The organism is Calditrichia bacterium (assembly GCA_020634975.1).
GTDB lineage: Bacteria > Calditrichota > Calditrichia > RBG-13-44-9 > J075 > JACKAQ01.
In genome coordinates this window covers 347,377-364,919 of the sequence record JACKAQ010000001.1, presented here as the reverse complement: position 1 = coordinate 364,919, position 17,543 = coordinate 347,377, and the positions used below count along the sequence as shown (strand labels likewise).

Annotated in this window: 15 protein-coding genes; 5 read left to right on the top strand and 10 right to left on the bottom strand. The window is 48.4% G+C overall.

Going from position 1 to position 17,543, the window contains the following annotated elements:
* Positions 1 to 8 precede the first annotated feature (8 nt).
* From rho to H6629_01470, 5 genes are all read right to left on the bottom strand, one after another.
* Positions 9 to 1,259: a transcription termination factor Rho gene (gene rho / locus H6629_01490; protein ID MCB9066471.1), complete on the bottom strand. Its 1,251-nt coding sequence runs from the start codon at positions 1,257 to 1,259 to the stop codon at positions 9 to 11.
* A 251-nt stretch (positions 1,260 to 1,510) separates the two neighbouring features.
* A complete protein-coding gene (locus H6629_01485) occupies positions 1,511 to 2,776 on the bottom strand; it encodes a bifunctional folylpolyglutamate synthase/dihydrofolate synthase (protein MCB9066470.1) in 1,266 nt (421 codons plus the stop codon).
* Positions 2,773 to 3,555, bottom strand: coding sequence for an isoprenyl transferase (locus tag H6629_01480; GenBank protein ID MCB9066469.1), 783 nt, complete (start codon positions 3,553 to 3,555; stop codon positions 2,773 to 2,775). Before H6629_01480 ends, H6629_01485 begins: the two co-directional genes overlap by 4 nt.
* Positions 3,556 to 3,784: 229 nt before the next feature.
* Complete coding sequence (locus tag H6629_01475) at positions 3,785 to 4,159, bottom strand: transcriptional regulator (protein ID MCB9066468.1); 375 nt, start codon at positions 4,157 to 4,159, stop codon at positions 3,785 to 3,787.
* Complete coding sequence (locus H6629_01470; GenBank protein MCB9066467.1) at positions 4,143 to 4,808, bottom strand: hypothetical protein; 666 nt, start codon at positions 4,806 to 4,808, stop codon at positions 4,143 to 4,145. The genes H6629_01475 and H6629_01470 overlap by 17 nt, the downstream gene beginning before the upstream one ends.
* Positions 4,809 to 5,237: 429 nt before the next feature.
* Between H6629_01470 and H6629_01465 the strand changes: the two genes are divergently transcribed.
* Positions 5,238 to 5,948, top strand: coding sequence for a pentapeptide repeat-containing protein (locus tag H6629_01465; protein ID MCB9066466.1), 711 nt, complete (start codon positions 5,238 to 5,240; stop codon positions 5,946 to 5,948).
* Between the two features lie 3 nt (positions 5,949 to 5,951).
* On the opposite strand, the gene H6629_01460 is transcribed toward H6629_01465, so the two are convergent.
* Entirely contained in the window at positions 5,952 to 6,269 is a 318-nt protein-coding gene (locus H6629_01460; protein MCB9066465.1) for an STAS domain-containing protein, read from the bottom strand.
* Between the two features lie 309 nt (positions 6,270 to 6,578).
* Here H6629_01460 and H6629_01455 point away from each other — a divergent pair, with 309 nt between their 5' ends.
* Both H6629_01455 and H6629_01450 read left to right on the top strand, forming a co-directional pair.
* Positions 6,579 to 9,173 (top strand): hypothetical protein, encoded by a 2,595-nt coding sequence (locus H6629_01455; GenBank protein ID MCB9066464.1) that lies wholly within the window; start codon positions 6,579 to 6,581, stop codon positions 9,171 to 9,173.
* A 15-nt stretch (positions 9,174 to 9,188) separates the two neighbouring features.
* On the top strand, positions 9,189 to 10,925 hold the full coding sequence (locus tag H6629_01450) for a HAMP domain-containing histidine kinase (GenBank protein ID MCB9066463.1): 1,737 nt from the start codon (positions 9,189 to 9,191) through the stop codon (positions 10,923 to 10,925).
* A 6-nt stretch (positions 10,926 to 10,931) separates the two neighbouring features.
* On the opposite strand, the gene H6629_01445 is transcribed toward H6629_01450, so the two are convergent.
* The 4 genes from H6629_01445 to H6629_01430 all read right to left on the bottom strand — a co-directional run bounded on the left by H6629_01445 (position 10,932) and on the right by H6629_01430 (position 16,218).
* Complete coding sequence (locus H6629_01445) at positions 10,932 to 12,554, bottom strand: T9SS type A sorting domain-containing protein (GenBank protein MCB9066462.1); 1,623 nt, start codon at positions 12,552 to 12,554, stop codon at positions 10,932 to 10,934.
* Between the two features lie 17 nt (positions 12,555 to 12,571).
* Positions 12,572 to 13,351 (bottom strand): LemA family protein, encoded by a 780-nt coding sequence (locus H6629_01440; protein MCB9066461.1) that lies wholly within the window; start codon positions 13,349 to 13,351, stop codon positions 12,572 to 12,574.
* Between the two features lie 212 nt (positions 13,352 to 13,563).
* On the bottom strand, positions 13,564 to 13,953 hold the full coding sequence (queF, locus tag H6629_01435; protein MCB9066460.1) for an NADPH-dependent 7-cyano-7-deazaguanine reductase QueF: 390 nt from the start codon (positions 13,951 to 13,953) through the stop codon (positions 13,564 to 13,566).
* A 36-nt stretch (positions 13,954 to 13,989) separates the two neighbouring features.
* On the bottom strand, positions 13,990 to 16,218 hold the full coding sequence (locus H6629_01430; GenBank protein ID MCB9066459.1) for a patatin-like phospholipase family protein: 2,229 nt from the start codon (positions 16,216 to 16,218) through the stop codon (positions 13,990 to 13,992).
* 311 nt (positions 16,219 to 16,529) lie between these two features.
* Here H6629_01430 and H6629_01425 point away from each other — a divergent pair, with 311 nt between their 5' ends.
* Together H6629_01425 and H6629_01420 are read left to right on the top strand one after the other, a co-directional pair.
* Positions 16,530 to 16,937, top strand: coding sequence for a hypothetical protein (locus H6629_01425; GenBank protein MCB9066458.1), 408 nt, complete (start codon positions 16,530 to 16,532; stop codon positions 16,935 to 16,937).
* A 50-nt stretch (positions 16,938 to 16,987) separates the two neighbouring features.
* The gene (locus tag H6629_01420; GenBank protein ID MCB9066457.1) at positions 16,988 to 17,527 is read left to right on the top strand and encodes a hypothetical protein; all 540 of its coding nucleotides are present in this window, start codon (positions 16,988 to 16,990) and stop codon (positions 17,525 to 17,527) included.
* Positions 17,528 to 17,543 lie beyond the last annotated feature (16 nt).

Sequence of the window (17,543 nt, the reverse complement as noted above, 5' to 3'; positions counted from 1 at the left end):
CCAAAATATTATGAGCTCATGCTGTTCAGGAAATCGTCATTGCTGCGTGTGCTGCGCATTTTGTTAACCAGGAATTCCATCGCTTCGATGGGGTTCATTTCATTCAACAATTTACGCAATACCCAAACACGACCGAGTTCTTTTTTGTTGAGCAACAATTCTTCTTTACGGGTACCGGAGCTGTTGATATCGACAGCCGGGAAGATGCGGCGATCAGCCAAACGACGATCGAGCACAATTTCCATGTTACCGGTTCCTTTAAATTCTTCGAAGATCACTTCGTCCATCCGCGATCCGGTTTGTACCAGCGCGGTTGCGAGGATGCTGAGGCTGCCGCCTTCTTCGATATTTCGGGCAGCGCCGAAAAACCGCTTCGGGTGACGAAGGGCGTTGGAGTCCACACCACCGGAAAGGATTTTGCCGGAGTGCGGGACAACCGTGTTGTGTGCCCGTGCCAAACGGGTGATGGAGTCGAGCAGAATAACCACGTCGCGTCCGTATTCAACGAGGCGTTTGGCTTTTTCCAAAACCATATCCGCAACGGCAACGTGGCGTTCCGGCGGCTCGTCAAATGTAGAAGCTATGACCTCTGCTTTTACGCTGCGCTCCATGTCCGTTACTTCTTCCGGGCGTTCGTCAATGAGCAAAACAATCATGGTTACTTCCGGATTATTTTGCATAATTGCGTTGGCCAACTTCTGCATAATCACGGTTTTACCGGCGCGCGGGGGCGATACAATCAATCCCCGCTGGCCTTTACCGATGGGCGTCAGCAAGTTCATGATTCGCATGGTGTAATCTTTCGACGCACCTTCAAGATTCAATCGTTCAATCGGATAAATCGGTGTAAGGTTGTCAAAAAGTGTGATGTCACGTTTTTTGTCCGGGCTTTCATAGTTGACAGCTTCAACGCGAAGCAATGCGAAAAACCGTTCGTTATCTTTCGGGGGACGAATTTGGCCCTGAACAATATCGCCGGTTCGCAAATCAAATCGTTTGATTTGTGAGGGCGAAACGTAGATGTCATCCTGTCCGGGGAGATAATTGAATTTTGGGGAGCGCAAAAAACCGTAGCCATCGGGGAGTACTTCCAAAACACCTTCGGAGAAAATCAAACCTTCCTGTGCGGTTTGTTCTTCGAGAATTTTGAAGATTAGCTCCTGTTTTTTCATCCCGGAGGTGCCCTGAATTTCCAATTCCTGGGCAATCTGGTTAAGCTCCGAGATTTTCAACGTCTTTAAGGATTCTAAATCCAGCATGTTAGTGTTACCTCGTTTCTGTTAGCTAAAAAAATAATATTCGATTTTCTTGATTTTCTTTTATGGAAATGCCCTGATACTGAATTACGTTCGGGGGTCAATTCGGAAGTTTTACAAGCGTGGGCAGAAATATAAATACTGATTTTAAGGAATGCAAGCAAATTGCATAAAAATTTTTCTCTAAATATTAGACTGTAAGTTATTAATTATATTGATTATATGAAAATAGGATTTTTTTATATCCTAACCGGTTAAAAAATTTTATAAGCTTCACCTGCGAGATAATGAGACCCGATAATCAACCAGAGTTCCTTCCGATTGTGTTGGTTATTTTGTTTCGGTAAAGCAGCTTTCAAATCCGGATAAATACATGCAGCAGCGGTAGTTTGTTCGAATGCCGCTGCAAACATATGGGGATTCAGCGGTTTTCCGGCATTGAGGTCGATTATTCGCACATCTTTGGTGTGCAGGGCAATACAATCGGCAATTTTTTGCAAATCTTTATCATTTTGTAAAAACGTGAGCACATGAATTTGTTCCGGTCGATAAAATTTTTTGATAAATGAAAACGTTTTGGCAAATCCCGCCGGATTGTGGGACACATCGATCACGATATCCGGGTTGTGGGAAACCTGGTGAATTCTGCCAGGCCACTGCACAGATGCCAACCCGTTCCGGATTGCGTTTTCCGAAATTTGCCAGTCATTTGGCAACTTGCGAACAGCGGCAATTGCCAGCAGTGCGTTTTCCACCTGATGTTCGCCGGGGAGTGCGATTCTCAATCCAGGCAACATAAAATTGTCAATTTCCACATCGCAAACAGTCGATTGAAATTCATATTTTTCAATATGATACTTGCTGTTTAACAGCACGTTAGTGAAAGATGCGCCGCGCTCACTGCAGGTCGTTTCCAAAACGTCCAGCACTTCCGGAACGCGATTATTGGTTAGGCACGACACGCCGGATTTGATGATGCCGGCTTTTTCTGCGGCAATTTGCCGGATGGTATTTCCCAAAAATATTTGATGATCAAAATCGATTGGCGTAATGAGGGTCAGCAACGGTTGAAGGGTGTTTGTTGCATCCAGCCGCCCGCCAAGCCCGGTTTCGATGATGGCAATATCCGGCTGCTGTTTCGCAAAATACCAGAATGCCAATGCGGTTGTCACTTCAAAAAACGATGACTGGATTTTTTCAACCAACGGGCGGATTTGCCTGGTAAACTGCACAACTTCCGATTCGGGAATCGGTTGCCCGTTAACCTGAATTCGTTCGCTGAAATCGATCAAATGCGGCGATGTGTATTGCGCGACACGATAGCCGCTTTCTCGCAAAATAGCCGTCAGCATTGCTGCGGTAGAACCTTTGCCATTGGTTCCGGCAAGGTGAATTGTGGGATAATTGAGTTGCGGGTTATCGATTGCGTTTAGCAGCGTGCGGATATTTTCCAATCCAAGTTTTATACCCACACGCTGTAAGCCGAATAAAAAGTTGAGGGTTTCCTGATATGCGGTCATTTTTGAATTTGTTCGCTGGTCATGCCGAAACGTCGTTCGCGATGGAGGTAATTAATAAGCGCTTCACAAAGTGCCTCTGCGCGGAAATCCGGCCACAATGTTCGTGTAATGTAAAGCTCCGAATATGCAAGTTGCCATAGCAAGAAATTGCTGATGCGTTGCTCACCGCTGGTGCGGATCAGCAAATCGGGATCCGGAATATCGTTGGTGTACAATGCGCCGGAAACGGTGTGCTCGTCAATATCTTCGATGCGCAATTGCCCGTCGCGAACTCGGGTTGCGATTGCCTGCATTGCCTGAACCATTTCTGTGCGGCTACTGTAACTTAATGCTAAATTTAAATTTAGCCCTGTGTTAAAACGGGTGCGTTCTTCGGCGGCGTACATCTCATCGCGGGCTTCTGCAGGCAAATCATTCATGTCGCCGATGGTGCGTAGCCGAACATTTTTCTCCATCAGATCATCAATTTCTTTGCGGAGCGAGCTGACTAACAGCTTCATCAACATGGAAACTTCGGTTTCCGGGCGACGCCAGTTTTCTTTTGAAAAAGTGTAAAGTGTCAAATAACCGATGCCAAGCTTGCCGGCTTTTTCCACAATTGTCCGCACGGATTTTACACCTTCGCGATGCCCGGCGGCGCGTGGCAACGTTCTGCGTTTCGCCCAGCGACCGTTTCCATCCATAATAATGGCAATATGGCGGGGCATTTCGTGGCCTTGTTCGATCAATTGTTGAAGTGCTTCCTCATGGGTTGTTGCTCGCTTCAGAACACCAATCATACTGTTCACCTGTTGTTTTCGTTTTCCAAGGGTTAACTGATTTTTCATTTTTTCTTCGAATTCCGGGATTATTTAATTAATTTCACGCCGATGTTTTGGTTCAGGCTCACAATTTAACATCGCAAAATTTAAATCCGCAAAATATTTTATTGAACAAAGCACTTTCAAGTGCAAAGCGTTTCCCCACAAAAAAATCGCAAAAATTGCGATGAAGTGGGGGAGTCAAAAATCAAGCCGTTTTGATACGGGCAAACGGTAATTGAACATCCGGGTCGCCGGTGACAACGGCTTCGGCAGCCATCTTTAGCACTTCTTCCAGAACTTTCAGATATTCCACAAAGCTTTCGCGACCCTCGTCGGTCAGCATTGCTTTGGTTTGCGGCTTTGCGCCGATAAACCGCTTGTCGATAAGCACCACATTTGCGTCTTCCAACGCTTTCAAGTGCCGGCTAAGATTACCGTCGGTTAAATCGCACTGATCCTTGAGCGATTTGAATGTCAGCCCATCCGGTGCGCTGCTCAATGCAGAAATAATTGCCAACCGGTTGGGTTCATGAAAAATGCCCTTTAAAGCGCTGTATGGATTTTCAGATTTGTTGGGCATGCTTCCCCTCCTTTGCTGAAGTGAAAATGCTCAAAATGTCGCCAATTGTTAAATCGCGGTGATCGCCAAAGTGCAGCACCAGTCCACCGGCCCATTCGCCGATAAAGAACACAATGCCCATTGGCCACGGATTCAGAAATAAAATATTTGATGCAAACCAAAGACAAACACTTCCGCAGGCGATGTAATAAACACCAACCATCCAGATGCGCCGGGGCAGCACATGTCGCGACGCCAGGTTTGCCAATCCGAAAAGACACATCCACGTGCCAAACAGATATTGGTGCAAGTTGTGCATTATGAAAACATATGTCATTACACCGCCAACAGCAATGGCAGGCAGCGCATCCAATGTTGGTTTGAGTCGCCGGAAATCCCTTTTCACACTGGGATCAAACAAAAACCAGTGCACCAGAGAGCCAAAGTTCAGCAATACGCCGAACAAAGCCACCATTCCCCAGCCTAAAGCATGTGCTGCCGTTTCCGCAGGAAAGCTTTTGTAGCTCATCGCTGCGGCTGCAAATAACGCAACTGCGCCACAAATGGCTCTTGCACGACCGGAATAACCTTTGAAACGCTGGCTTTCCAATATTTTCTGTTGCAGATCGCGTACTTGTTCAATTGCCTGATAAATTTGGCTCGAAATCATGTTGCACTCCTTGCACTGGCATAATATATGTTTACACAAAGCACTTTGCAATACAAAGTTTGATTTTCTCAACTTTTATAAAAAACGGAATCTTTTGATAAAATGTGAGAAAATAGAAGTGAAAAGTTGCGGGAATATTTTTCTTCCTTTTAAAGACGAATGAATGTTAACAATATATATGGACCCAAGAAGTTAGTTTGACCCTCTAAAAAAAGCAAACTAAAAAAGGTAATCGCTGTCAGCGGAAAAGCGCCGAGAGGCGGTGGCCGATCGCAAGTTGGATAAAAGGGTGCATTTTTGTGTTGTGAAACGCCGGATCGGGTTCACCGTTCACAAATAAAAATTCAAAAATAAGGATATAAATCAACAAAATTTTGCAAAGCATGTGATATTTTTGAATAAACTGACGGATTAAATACAGGTGGCATGATGGCATTATTTGATAAATTGCGAAAATTGGTATCAAGTGACGATTTCATCGATAATTTTACAAAAGATGAACCAGACGAAATTGCAATGCCGAATGTGCCGAAAATCAAGCCGGAAAAAGCGCCGGACAACCCCAAGCCCGATTCCCAAATTCCCAAAGTAGTTACCGAAGATGATAGCTTTGTATCTGTTTTGGATGACGTTTTTGAATCAAATCCCAAAGTTGCGGAAACGCTTGAAATTGCCACATCGCGAACCAAAACCGTATCTGAGGGCAATGCTCAAGTTGTAAAGCCGGTGGCTACCAAACAGCCACAATCAATAGTGTCGGATGTTCCCAATCGCGAACATCTTGAAAAATTGAACGGCGGTGTTGCCGCATGGAATCTGTGGCGATTGGCCAATCCGCAAATTCAACCGGATTTGCGAAATGCCGATTTGCGCGGCATGAATTTGAGCTGCTATATTTTGGATAATTCAAAACTTTCGGGAGCAAATTTAGCGGGCAGTAATTGTTGGCAGGCACGATTTATTCGAGCTGATTTAAGACATGCAAACTTGAGTAAGGCAGATTTCCGTGATGCCAATCTGGAAAACGCCAATTTTGAAAATGCAAAAACTGACGGCATGTTGACGGGAGAAATATTGTTTCAGTCGGTAATGCCGGAAAAGGGAACTGTTCCGGCAATGTTGCCACAAAGCAGCACGTAACAATTATGAGGGGCTTTGAATCGCCTGCACAATCAAAAAATCCAGATCAACAATATAGAATAGCTGCTGAAGCTGGGCGCTTAATCCTGTAAAACGCAATTGGCGCTGTTCCCGTGCCGTGCTGTTGTAAAATAATGATAATTTTGCAAGACAAAGGGTTGAAAAAACACTGACATGCGAAAAATCGATTAAAATGTCGCTGGTGTTTGTGGTAATCAGGCTGTTCAGTCGATGCAAAAATTCGTCTGCATCTCCCGGACCAAATTCACCCGAAAGGTTAATCACAATTCTGTGTTCATCGTAAGTGTGTCTAATGTTCATCCGTAAATACCTCTTTCTGGCTTTGCCCGAAAACCGTTTTCAAAAAATGAGATTATCAATAGCGTAACTATTTAGGTATTCGAACGATTGTGTTGATGATTTACATCAAGTTGGCAAAGCTGATTTTATTTAAGCCTTAAAATTTAATAATTTTAGATATTTAATCAAATTTTTTTCTCTCGCCGAGCTTAAAAAATCGACAGGTATTGCTAATTTGTGAGTGAACCCCAAAAAAATTTTGCCCTCTTGCAACTGCTTTCGTAAGTTTATCGCTTAAATCATCCATTGTTTTCAGATATGCGGGTTTCCATGCGAAATTGCTTTTACCAGTTTATCACCAAAATGGCTTCGCGTTGGCGAACGGGACACGGAATTATTACGGTTTTGCTGATCAGCAGTTTGCTGGCGGGCTGCCGGTCATCCGGAAAGGAATTGTTGAATTATCCACCGCCGACAGCGGAAACGGAAGAACGATTGCTTTCCATTACCCGACAATTATTGTCATTGCCGGAAAATGCGGACCTGAAAACCCGTTCGGAACTGCGCCGGACATTTGAAGCTGCACTGGCGGAATATCTGTTGGCAACGCGCGGCAATTTGCCCAAAAATCTGGAATTCACCCGAAACGGCAAGGTTTTCCAATTGCCGGTGGAGATTATTCGATCCGGAATTGTGCCGGTCAATGGCGATCATCCTGCAACAAATGTGATGTCTGGCGATACGCTCATCGCAAAATTGGCCGGCGAAGTACTCGATATGCAACTGTTGGCTGCGGACAATCGCCAGTATCTGGCGTTGCTGTTTGCGGATTCTCTGGTGGCGATTCCGTGGCAGCCGTTCAACCCGGCGCGGCGATTGGTGTATCCGTTTCCGGAACAGCCGGAACGCCCGATCCGTTCTGCATATCCTTTTGGTTGGCTGCATTTGAGTGACACCGATGGCGATGGCGTTGCGGAATTGGTGATGCTCACATCCAATTTGCAACGGGCGCTCACGTTGTCGCCAACCTCTGATCATCTCCGAAAAATAGATGGCGATTCCCTGCAATCGAATCCTGCACATCCGGGCAATTGGCATATTCCCTCCGGGAAAAATGAACTGCGCCCCAAAACGGGATTGCTGCCGGAGGCCTCGCCGTATCTGGCTTTTCGGGAAATACCCGGCACCGGCGAAATTGTTGCGCTGGACGATGCGGGAATGTTGCAACTGATCGACCGGAGCAATTACGAAATTATCTGGACTTCTGCGCGGGCATGGGGAAAACGCCTTTTCGTGATGGATTCCACCGAAATTGCGGTTGTGGACGACGAAAAAAACACGCTGGTGCTTTTCCGCCGTACGAACGGCGAACTGGTGCCGGATGGCAAAACGCCATCACTGGACGGGCAAATTAGCGCTGCGCTGCGAACGGTTTATCAAAATAAACCGGGATTTTTGATCGCCGCCAGTTCAGAAAATCAGCCCAAAATATTGTCCCGGCTGGAGTTTGTGCCGTTGCTCGAAATGGTTTGGGAAACTGCCGGAAGCGCATCGCCGCCAAAATTTCCCGATGAATATGCATCGCTGACGTTTGTGCAACCGGACAAAGGCGACGGTCTATTGCCACAGATTGCCCGCTATAATTTGTACGAGTCGCTGGCGGGCAAAAATACTGCCGGCAACGGGCAGTTTGCATTGGCAACGGAAATATCCCGGAACGACAGCGCAACTGTCTGGACAATTCAATTACGCTCGGGATTGCGGTTTTCCGACCGCGATTTGGTGAGCGCCGAAAAAGTGATCGCCGGTTGGTTGTGGCTCTGGCGAAACGATCCGGTGGCAAAAAATTCCCGGCAATGGATGTGGGAAACCATCACCGGTGCAACGGATTTTGCTACACGTAAAGCCAATGAAATTAATGGTTTAAAAGCTGTAGGAAGCCAAGCGATCGAAATAACGCTCAGCGAGCCGCGACCGCATTTTGACGATTTTCTTTCCAGCGAAGCTTTTGCGGTTGTAAAATCGCCGGCAACCGGAAAATTGCCGGTGGGAACTGGACCGTTTCGCGTAAAATCTGCCCGTGGCGATCGGGTGGTTGCCGAGCGCAACGATGTGTATCACGGCGGTCGCCCATTGCTTCAGGAAATCCACTTTATCCGGCAGGACGGGCAATTGGCGGATGCGCTGCTCAACTACCGCGAACCGGCTGCATTGGTGCAAACACGCCGCGATATTGAATATTTCAGCAAGGTTTATCCACAAAATATCCGACAATTGCCCGGCGCCAGCGTGTATTATTTGTTTGCAAATCCCACTGCACCGGGGATGAACAAACCGCAGTTGCGGCGGCTATTGATGCAAATTCTCGACCGCAAAGTGCTCGCAGATGTAATCACCGAAGCGCGCTGTGAACAGGTTAGCAGCTTTTTTTATCCGGCAACGGATTCGGTTGAAACATCCGGAACGTTTGCCATCAACCGCCCGGTGCGGATTATTTATCGCGCCATCGACGGTGTTGCCCGGCAAATTGCCGAACGGCTGGCTGTGTGGCTGGCGCAAAACAACATCGCGGTTTATCCGCCCACCGGATTGGACGACGGCAGCTTTGCCATACGGCGAACCCGACCGGATTTTGATGTGCTGGTGGATGCCCTGCCGCTGTTGCACGAAAACCCGCTGGACGACATTGCCCAACTCACTTTCGACAACCCGGTTTTGCCGGATTCGCTGCGAATAAAACTGCGTTCGGCGCTGAGCGACAGCAGCGATACCGGGGAATTCATCGAACATTTACTGATTGGCGAAGGCTTTGTGTTTCCGGTTGTCAAAATGCATTTGTTTGTGGCTATTCCGAAAGATCTCCGGCAAGTGTGGTCATCCGGCACCAGCCGGATCGATTTTTCAAAAGCCTGGAAACCGCGCTAAACCGATGGCAAAACAATGAGTCTTTTTCAAAAATATTTATTTGCAATTACCCTGCTTTTGGTTTGCATGTTGGGATTGATGGCGTATGTTATCATCCAAAGCGTGCAGCGGCAGCTTGGCGGGCAATACGAACAACGGCTGGCTTCTGCGGTGCAATCGGTGCAGCAGGAATTATCCTCCCGGCAACACAAAATTGCAGCACAACTGAACGAACTTTCCGGCACTATTACTGATGATAACGACTTTCGTTTTTATGCCGCACAAACGCAGGATTTTACCAACCCGGAGGTTGTTCGATTCGCTTCCAAATACATAAAAATAATGGGTTTACAGCTTCTTGATATCATGAGTGCCGATGCCCGGCTGGTCAGCAATGGCGCAGAATATATCGCCTTTGGCGGGCGTTTTCGCGAACGCTTGAGCTTCCTCCGGAACCGGGTAGATACCATCAAATTTACCCGTTTCCGGGGCATCAACAAACAGACCCTTTGCCTCACGCAAATTGATTCGCTGCAAATGGGACCACAGCGATTTTATCTGTTTGGTGGCATTGAAGTGACTTCGCAATTGCTGAATGAATTGCGAGGCGATACCACCGAAATAATTGCCGTCCAACTGCCGGATTCGCAGATTGTTGCATCGGCGGGAATGAGCGAAAAGCTGCGCGCGGAAATCGCAGCCGGTGATAGTTCGCTTGCCGCAATCTCAAATGACGGGCGATATTCCATCCGGATGGTGACCTTTCCGCTGCTCGAAAACCGCACCGAAAAACAGCTCCGACTGCTGCTGTTTCACCCGCGAAACACATATTTGCAACTGATGGACACGTTGGAAAACAACATCATTTTTGTAATGGTTGGTGGATTTGTTCTGGCGATTATCATCTCCGTTTTAATGGCACTCACCGTTACCCGTCCATTAAAACGCCTCACCGAAAAAGCCGGTGCGCTTACGCTGGAAACGCTGGATGTGGATTTTGATGTGCGTCGCCGCGATGAAATTGGCATTCTAAACAACGCGCTGGACCGGATGATGCAACGGCTCCGCCAAAACCGGGTTGAAATTTCCGCAGCTGAACAAAGCGGCGCGTTTGCGGATATCGCCCGGCAGGTCAATCACGATATCAAAAATGGATTTGTGCCCATCCGAAACGTGATGGCGCATTGGGAAGAAGTGTGTCGCGATGAGCCGGAAAATTTGCCAAAAATATTCAGCGAACGGAAAGCAAATGTGCTGGAAAGTCTGGAATATCTGGAAAATCTGGCACGGCGATATTCACGATTGAAGCCGGATATCAAACCGGCGTCCATCAATTTGAACCGGATGATCGCCAATTTGCTGAAAAATTACGAAACCGCCAAAAAAAGCAATGTGGAATTCGCAACGACATTTGATGACCGCCAACCGTTGATCAACGCGGATGCGGTGCAGCTTCGCCGCGCGTTTGAAAACGTGCTGCGGAACGCCATCGAAGCGCTGCCGGATGGCGGGCAAATATCTGTAAAAACGGAAGTTACCGGAAGTGTAGTAACAATTACCTGGGCGGATAGCGGCACCGGAATTCCATCGGAAATCCGCGAAATTTTATTCACCGAGCCGGTAACCACAAAGCCGGAGGGCACGGGCATCGGGCTGGCAAATGTCAAACGTATCATCGATAGTTTTGATGGCAGCGTATTTATCAGCGAAATTCAGCCGCACGGCACCGCAATTATCATTGAGCTGCCGCTGCACGGCATTGGCGCGGAATAGTTGCGATCAGCGGATCAGCAGCATGCGCCGCGTTTCGGAAAATTTTTGGGAAACCAGCCGGTAAAAATAAAACCCCGAACCTACTGTTTCGCCGTTGGTATTTTGTCCGTTCCAGACAACCGTGTGTTCACCCTGCGCCGCAAATCCCGATTTCAGCGTGACAACTTCTCTCCCCAATAAATCGAATATTTTCAACGAGATATCTGCCGGAAATGGTAGCTGAAAACGTATGGTAGTTTCCGGATTGAACGGATTCGGATAATTCTGGAACAGCCCGAAACCTTCCGCAATTTCCGCCGGTTGTCCGGTGCCGAGCGCGCTGCCGGGGAAGAAAAATTCCAGCGCGTTATCTACATGCGCCCGCCAACTGCCCCAACTGTGACCTTCGTGCCATTCCTGCCAGGTCATTTCGTATCCGGCGGTGTCGAGGTAATCGCGCATCAGGCGACCATCCACCATAATGCTGGGTTCGTATGTGCCCCAATCGAGATAAAATTTGAGCGGCTGTACCGGACCGTTCACCACTTCGTTGAAAACCACCCGGTCGTTTGCCCAATACGAGGGAGAAAACGGCGCAGCCAGCCCGAACACATCCGGGTGATTGTAACAGATTTGGGTGGTGATCAACCCGCCGAGCGACGGCCCGGTCATTGCCCGCGCTGCCGGATCGGATTTGATGCGATATCGCGATGTTACCAACGGCATCAGCTCATCAATAATGAACGCTTCGTATTGCAACCGTTTGGTGAATCCGAGCTCATTATTGCGATCGATCGGATGCACAAAAACGCCGATCAGCGGTTGGATGCGCTGCTGGTCGATCAGATTATCAAATATATTTTTGACATTCGCCAATGCCAGATATTCCAGTCCGTCGTGAAATAATATCATCGGAAAGCTGTCGGTTGTGGCGGCGGCGTAACCCGGTGGCGTGTAAATGCGGATCGGGCGGGAATTTCCCAGAATTGCGCTGGTGATGGTTGTGTCGAAAACGCTGCCGTGTGCGATGGCGGGATTCGCGGCAATTTCGGTTGGCTGAACGTAATCCGGCATCGCCAGTTCGGAATTGGGGCCAAATCCGCCGGAAACCGTGTTGGGATTTCGCGGATCGAGAATCCACTGGCTGCCGTTGAGCACCAGTTTGTAATCCAGCCGGGCATCGGCTTCGAAAACGTATTCGCGATACCAGAAGTTGGTATCTGCCAGCCGCGACAAATTGGCGTTGGTGGGATTCCAGCCGTTGAAATCGCCGGCAACGGCGACGCTGTTTGTGCTGCCGCGATAGATAAAGTAACAAAAAACATCAGCTTCCGCGAACGGAAATCCCGGAACGGCGCTCATAAAACTGTCCACAACTGCGCCGCGTTCGGCGGTTGGCAACGCCGTAATCCGGTTCACAAAATTGCGAAAATCATTGCCGAGCAGCGATTGACCGATCAGCACAACATCATTTCCGTTAAAATAAACATTGCGCGAAACGCTGCCGCCGCTGATGAGCACCGTATCGCCGTTTGCGGCGGCTTCCAGCGCCAGCCGTGCGGTCGGATAATCTTCCGGCACGCGAATCGTTTCGGCGACTGCCAAACCGGTCACCAAAGAAACAGCCAAAAACCAGCGAAAATAGCTCATCACAACTCCTTTAAAAATCAGAATTTATCGGGATTTTGTGCATCGGGCGAAGCCGCAAAAAACGGCACTTCGCCGGGATAACCGGTAAACGGGCGAATCAGCGAAACGGGGAATCCCCGCGCTGTCCGGTTATACGCAGCAACGGCTTCGTTGTATTGTTTCCGGGCGTAAGCGATGCGATTTTCCGATCCGGCCATTTCGTCGCTGAGCCGGGTAAACATCACGCCGGAGCCGCCGCTGCTGCCGACCGAGCGCATGAGCGTGGTCATCGCGTCGCCCAATTTTTGCTCCCAGGCTTGCTTCAGTTGAAAATCGCTGGTGTTTTCACTTTCGGATTGATAGCGGCTGACCGATTCGATCAACTCTTTTTCGTGCGATGCGCTGGCCCGGGCAACGCTGATCAGGTTCGGGATGAGATCGTGCCGCCGTTGCAGCACGTTTTCCAACTGCGCGCGCTCCGCTTCCACGGCAGACATTCGCGAATTCAACCGGCTTTGGGTTGTAAAAAACAGCACCACAACCAACGCAGTCGCGCCAATCGCCACATACCGCTGCGTTTTTTTGCGTTTTTCCGTGGCGGCTTTTTCCCGCTGCATTTCCGCGCGAACCTGCCGGATGGCTTCTTCCACAAATTTGCTGTCGATGCCGGCGGACTCTGCGCCTTCTTTGATGCTGTCGCTATCGAGATATTTTTTTTCTTCGGTGTTGCGCTGCAATTCTACCGCGCGTTCGAGAATCCAATCCACTTCTTCGCGGGAAAAACCCTCGTTTTGCAGCTTTTCGCGGGGATCGTTCATTGGCAAACCTGTTGTTTTTTTCGGAAATTATAGACTGTTTTTAATATTGTCGCAAAGGCGCAAAGGGCGCAAAAATTTGTTTTTGTTTATCCGTTCTTCGCGACTTTGGGGCAAATCGGGTACCGCAATTCGTTCAATTTGGTGAAACCGTTTTCACCCGAAATCCCTTCCGGAGTAAATTAGCCAGCACAAGCCAAAAAAACAAGCTATGGCTAATCCAGCGAGCCTTCGATGCAGGTGGTATCGAAACCGCCCCGTGTGTTGTAAATTGTGGTGATGCGGATGCGCGGCGTTTGCAGCACGTTTTTCAAATCTTCGTAAATGCGGCGGGTTGCGGCTTCCTGGTAAATGCCCACATTCCGATAGCTAATGATGTAATATTTCAACGACTTAAGCTCGATACATCTACCGCCTTCCGGATAATATTCGATCTTCAAATATGCGTAATCCGGTAATCCGCTAAACGGGCAAACCGCGCTGAATTCATCGGTTTCCGTTAAAATATATTGCCCGGGACTGTCGAATTCGAACGTTTCCAAAAAGTCGATGTTGATATGCGATTCGTCCTGAAATTCAAAATACTTGCCTTCTGCAACCGGCATGATGTTCTCCTTTTTTTGATTATTATTTCAGATGTTCTAAAAATAAAATCCCACGTTCAAATGGGTGATCAGGCTGTGGCGCTCGCTGGCGGATGCCGTAAATTCGATGGGACCAAACCGGGAATCCCAACCGAGCGTTGCGCCGCCACCATAAAAAAAGCTGTTCGGGCTGAGTTTGATGGAAAATTTATCGAAGGTGTTGCCAACATTTCCCCGGACAATCAAATATTGTTTGGGAAAAATCTCGAACTGAAATCCCATTTGCAAAAATTCCACATTATTATTTTGAAATTCCTGTGGACGAAATCCCAAAAATGAGTTGCGTTCACCCAAAAAAGTGAACGGCATATTTTGTCCGCCGAGCATGAACTGGTAATGAAACGGCACGTCGTCAATCGCGTTGCCGATGAAAATACTACTGAGCAAGGTTAGCTTTGGCGCCAGCGAATTTGCAAATCGCGCATCGAGAAAAACCCGGGCAAAATCGCGCTCACTGACAATTTTCCGGCTGGCTTTTTCAGCAGATAATTTGAGATATGTGCCGCTGGTCGGGTAGTTGGTTTTGTCATACGTATCAACGGTTAGCGTGCTGAAAAAAATGATAAGCCCATCATTTTCCGGCTCATATTCTACCGGCGCGATGGTGGGAACGGTTCGGGTATATTCCAGCCGTAATCCGCCGCCAATGGTCAGTTTGTTCGAGAAAATGGTTCCCAAAAATGTTTCGCCAAAGGTGCTGTAAATCCGTTGCCGGGCAATCCGCGATTCGCCGGTAAACTGGTCGATACTTTGCTGCGCATGCACCAAATGCCAGCGAAACCCTATCCGGCGGCGAAATCCTGTTCGGGTGAAATATTGTCCTTCAAACAGCAGATCGGTGCTCAACTTGGCGTCGATCGACAAAAATGAACCGGGGCGACCCTGGTTGCGAAAGGTGGTATTCAGCAGCAAAGCGGCTTCGGTTTTGCTGTCGTAACGGAACCCCACCCGGAACAAATTGCCGGCGCGTTCCTTCACGTGCAAAATGAGCCGTTTCCCGTTGGCGTTGGGTGCCAGTTCGTAACTGACCCGTTCAAAAAATTGGGAGCCGAATACGCGATCAACACCGTTTTCAACCTCGGCCAGCGAGATATGCGCCGGTGCAGCGATCTGCAATCGCTCCATCACAAAGTTGCGCGGCAATCGTTGCAGCCCTTCGATTTCCACTTCGGCAATGAGGATCAGATCCTCCGGTGATGCTGCGTGATAAATAATTTTTTCGCCGTTTTCCGGCTCATCCGGCAAATGTTTGATGGATTGCAACAGTGCCTGCAACTGCGGCAGCATTTCGCGCGCGGCGGCTTCACCCTGTGCGATAAAATATTCCGCATTGCCGAAACTGCCGGCGCCGTGCTCGCTAACTTCCGGTGTTATCAAATAGTTACAGAGTTTGCGCTGCTCCAAAGTGGATTTCACCATTTGGAAACTGACTGCCTGATTCATGATGCTGAGAAAGGAATCCAGCCCATCTTCGTCTGCCAGTTCTTCACCGACATCCACACCGATGACCACTTCTGCGCCGAGCACCTCGCGGGCTTCCTGCACCGGGAAATTCCGGGCGATCATGCCATCGACGAGCAATTTACCGTCAATTTCGATGGGCGTAAATGCGGAGGGAATCGCCATGCTGGCGCGAATCGATTCCGCCAGCGAACCTGATTTCAGCACCACTGCTTCTCCGGTGACAATATTGGTGGCAACGCAAACAAAAGGAATGGGGAATTGCGTGAAATCGCGAATGTGTTGCACCGGCTGGGTCAGCCGGTTGAGCAGCCGCACCACATTTTGCCCGGAAATCAGCCCGGACGGCAGTTTAACCCGCAGCCCGTCCAAATCCAGCGAAACGTTATAGCGGGCATCGTAAAATTTTTGCTCCATACTCAGCGCGCTGCGTTCGACGCGATCTTTCAGCACCACATCCCAATCGGTCTGGGTGGCAATTTTTTCGAGATCCGCCGCGCGATAGCCGATCGCATACAGCCCGCCGACGATGCTGCCCATGCTGTTTCCGGAGATGCAATCGATGGGCATGCCGATTTCTTCCAGCACTTTCAGCACACCGATGTGGGCAAATCCTTTGGCGCCGCCACCGCTGAAAACCAGCCCGATTTTCGGGCGAAACGGCGTTTCCGGTTGTGCAAAAAGGTGTTGGCTGCCACTGGCTATCCACAGAACAATCAATAATAACCGGACGGTTTGCCGGGACAGTTTCGTCATTGTTTTCATTCGCTAATTTTCATAATTTCATAAATTTATCAAAACATCGTTGAATTAAAAGTCAAAATCCAATAATTTATAAAAATAACCAAATTGGAACGGGTTGTCTGATAAAAAATAGTGAGATGATAACAGGCTGGAGATTCCTGCCTTCGCAGGAATGACCTGGCAGGAAAGCGGAAATGAACGTTTCATTTTCATACAGTAATCGATTGCTGCCCGAATTCAAAATTATCTGCCGTATGAAAATATTGAATGCAAATGTGCTCAAAAAACAAATGATTTAATCGTGAAAAATATATTTTCGAAAGGAGAAGTTGATGATCAAATGGCTGTTATTTGCCGGACTGACGGTGTTCATATTAAGCTGTGGTGCTAATCAGGAATCCGCTGAAAAACCGTCGCCTAAACCGGAAGATAACCGGATGACCAAAGTTGCGGAGCCGGCTTACGCAGGTTTTCTAGTGTTGAAAGATACCCTGAATATTTTCAACGAATGCGGCGGCGGAACCTGGATGGTCAACTGCGACCCGGAAATGCAATTGTATCTCACCACCCGCTACCAGGAAATCAGCAAAGCGCCGGAAGAGGAGATTTACGTTGAATTTCGCGGGGATAAAACCGCTGGCACACTGGCGGTCGGCGAGATGAATTTTGGTGGTTCACTGATGGTAAAATCAGTCATTGCCTTCCGCGAAAAGCGCGATTCGGATTGTGCCGGAAACTGAACATCGAAAAATGAAAGTTGAAAATGAAAATAATTATCAGATCTAAGCTGTTGAAATTATTAATTTTGTTGCTGTTTGTTGCCGCATGTGCAAAAACGGAAAAACCGACAGATGAAAATATCAAGCCGTTGCGAAATCCCAATCCGCAGCCAGCGGTTTCTGCGCTGCAGAAAACAGTTGCGGCGATCGATGCGCAACTCGGCGAATACGAATCGGTGGACGGGCAATTTGCTAACGGACCGCAAATCATCCGTTTCAGCGCTTTTTTTTCCGGCGATTCGCTGAAAACCATCGTTGAAAATCGCAAACTGGCGGCGGGCGGAACAGCCGAAGGTCAATTCTATTTTGCGAATGGCGAACCGGTTTTTTTCCGGGAAGTGCAGCATCTCACCGATGGAAATAGTGGCAAGAAGCAGCTTTCGCAGCAAATTTTTTGGGGAACCGGTGGTAACATTATTTCTGCGGAACGCACTGTTGCGGATGAACCGGAAGCCATCAGCGCGGATGAATCGACGGCAATTAAAGATCGCGCAACGCTGCTCTATCAAACCGCATTTCAACAGCGAATGAGCAACAACCGACCGCGCTAAACATCATAATATCAAT

Coding starts and splice junctions, on each gene's coding strand:
- H6629_01445 (MCB9066462.1), bottom strand. CDS start 12,554: ATGAGCTATTTTCGCTGGTTTTTGGCTGTTTCTTTGGTGACCGGTTTG.
- H6629_01470 (MCB9066467.1), bottom strand. CDS start 4,808: ATGATTTCGAGCCAAATTTATCAGGCAATTGAACAAGTACGCGATCTG.
- H6629_01425 (MCB9066458.1), top strand. CDS start 16,530: ATGATCAAATGGCTGTTATTTGCCGGACTGACGGTGTTCATATTAAGC.
- H6629_01485 (MCB9066470.1), bottom strand. CDS start 2,776: ATGACCGCATATCAGGAAACCCTCAACTTTTTATTCGGCTTACAGCGT.
- queF (MCB9066460.1), bottom strand. CDS start 13,953: ATGCCGGTTGCAGAAGGCAAGTATTTTGAATTTCAGGACGAATCGCAT.
- H6629_01460 (MCB9066465.1), bottom strand. CDS start 6,269: ATGAACATTAGACACACTTACGATGAACACAGAATTGTGATTAACCTT.
- H6629_01430 (MCB9066459.1), bottom strand. CDS start 16,218: ATGAAAACAATGACGAAACTGTCCCGGCAAACCGTCCGGTTATTATTG.
- H6629_01440 (MCB9066461.1), bottom strand. CDS start 13,351: ATGAACGATCCCCGCGAAAAGCTGCAAAACGAGGGTTTTTCCCGCGAA.
- H6629_01475 (MCB9066468.1), bottom strand. CDS start 4,159: ATGCCCAACAAATCTGAAAATCCATACAGCGCTTTAAAGGGCATTTTT.
- H6629_01450 (MCB9066463.1), top strand. CDS start 9,189: ATGAGTCTTTTTCAAAAATATTTATTTGCAATTACCCTGCTTTTGGTT.
- rho (MCB9066471.1), bottom strand. CDS start 1,259: ATGCTGGATTTAGAATCCTTAAAGACGTTGAAAATCTCGGAGCTTAAC.
- H6629_01480 (MCB9066469.1), bottom strand. CDS start 3,555: ATGATTGGTGTTCTGAAGCGAGCAACAACCCATGAGGAAGCACTTCAA.
- H6629_01465 (MCB9066466.1), top strand. CDS start 5,238: ATGGCATTATTTGATAAATTGCGAAAATTGGTATCAAGTGACGATTTC.
- H6629_01455 (MCB9066464.1), top strand. CDS start 6,579: ATGCGAAATTGCTTTTACCAGTTTATCACCAAAATGGCTTCGCGTTGG.